Below are 2,249 nucleotides of genomic sequence, written 5' to 3'. Positions count from 1 at the left end.
CGCTCCGTCTAGAAAAATTGTAGGATAAGCCCTCGACCGATTAGTATTCGTCAGCTACATGTATTGCTACACTTACACCCCGAACCTATCAACCTCGTCGTCTTCAAGGGGTCTTACTAATTGGGAAATCTCATCTTGAAGGGGGCTTCACGCTTAGATGCTTTCAGCGTTTATCCCGTCCGTACGTAGCTACCCAGCTATGCCTCTGGCGAGACAACTGGTACACCAGCGGTACGTCCATCCCGGTCCTCTCGTACTAAGGACAGCTCTTCTCAAATTTCCTGCGCCCGCGACAGATAGGGACCGAACTGTCTCACGACGTTCTGAACCCAGCTCGCGTACCGCTTTAATGGGCGAACAGCCCAACCCTTGGGACCTACTTCAGCCCCAGGATGCGATGAGCCGACATCGAGGTGCCAAACCTCCCCGTCGATGTGGACTCTTGGGGGAGATAAGCCTGTTATCCCCAGGGTAGCTTTTATCCGTTGAGCGATGGCCCTTCCATTCGGTACCACCGGATCACTAAGCCCGACTTTCGTCCCTGCTCGACTTGTTGGTCTCGCAGTCAAGCTCCCTTATGCCTTTGCACTCTTCGAATGATTTCCAACCATTCTGAGGGAACCTTTGGGCGCCTCCGTTACTCTTTAGGAGGCGACCGCCCCAGTCAAACTGCCCACCTGACACGGTCCCTCTACCCGATTCAGGGTAGTAGGTTAGAACTCCGATACGATCAGGGTGGTATCCCAACGATGCCTCCTCACAAGCTGGCGCTCATGACTCAAAGGCTCCCACCTATCCTGTACAGATCGTACCAAAGTTCAATATCAAGTTGCAGTAAAGCTCCATGGGGTCTTTCCGTCTTGTCGCGGGTAACCTGCATCTTCACAGGTATTAAAATTTCACCGGATCTCTCGTTGAGACAGCGCCCAATTCGTTACGCCATTCGTGCGGGTCAGAATTTACCTGACAAGGAATTTCGCTACCTTAGGACCGTTATAGTTACGGCCGCCGTTTACTGGGGCTTCGGTTCATAGCTTCGGATTGCTCCTAACCACTCCCCTTAACCTTCCAGCACCGGGCAGGCGTCAGCCCGTATACTTCGTCTTACGACTTCGCACAGACCTGTGTTTTTGCTAAACAGTCGATTGGGCCTTTTCACTGCGGCCCCCTCGGGCTATTAACCCTACCGGGGCACCCCTTATCCCTAAGTTACGGGGTCATTTTGCCGAGTTCCTTAACGAGAGTTCTTCCGCGCGCCTTAGCATGCTCTGCTCGCCTACCTGTGTCGGTTTGCGGTACGGGCACCTTGACCTCACTAGAGGCTTTTCTTGACAGCCGGAGCTCATGACCTTCGCTACTATAATTTTCGCTCCCCATCGTAGCCCAGCCTTATAGCCGACGGATTTTCCTATCGACAAGCCTCACTACTTAGACGGACTATTCCATCAGTCCGCGTCACTACCCTTCTGTGTCACCCCATTGCTCAAACGGTTGTTGGTGGTACAGGAATTTCAACCTGTTGTCCTTCCACTACGCCTTTCGGCCTCGCGTTAGGTCCCGACTTACCCTGAGAGGACGAGCCTTCCTCAGGAACCCTTAGGCTTACGGCGGACAAGATTCTCACTTGTCTTTTCGTTACTCATACCGGCATTCTCACTTGAATACTGTCCACCAGTCCTTACGGTCTAGCTTCAACCTATATTCAACGCTCCCCTACCCAAGTACCATTAAGGTACATGTCATAGCTTCGGTGGTGTGTTTAGCCCCGTTACATTTTCGGCGCAGAGTCACTCGACCAGTGAGCTATTACGCACTCTTTAAATGGTGGCTGCTTCTAAGCCAACATCCTGGTTGTCTGTGCAACTCCACATCCTTTCCCACTTAACACACACTTGGGGACCTTAGCTGATGATCTGGGCTGTTTCCCTCTTGACAATGGATCTTAGCACTCACTGTCTGACTCCCGGATAACATGTCTATGGCATTCGGAGTTTGACTAAACTTGGTAACCCTTGGCGGGCCCCGCATTCAATCAGTGCTCTACCTCCACGACACTTTAATCCGAGGCTAGCCCTAAAGCTATTTCGGGGAGAACCAGCTATCTCCGAGTTCGATTGGAATTTCTCCGCTACCCCCACCTCATCCCCGCACTTTTCAACGTGCGTGGGTTCGGGCCTCCAGTGCGTGTTACCGCACCTTCACCCTGGACAGGGGTAGATCACACGGTTTCGGGTCTACGACTACGTACT

At 52.5% G+C, this 2,249-nt stretch carries 1 rRNA gene; it reads right to left on the bottom strand.

Annotation, left to right across the window (positions count from 1 at the left end):
* Positions 1-20 precede the first annotated feature (20 nt).
* Positions 21-2,249, bottom strand: a 23S ribosomal RNA gene (locus tag AC1TPB_RS24765); the annotation flags it as partial.

Source organism: Paenibacillus sp. Y951 (assembly GCF_056786395.1).
This window is presented reverse-complemented; position numbering and strand designations above follow the sequence as displayed.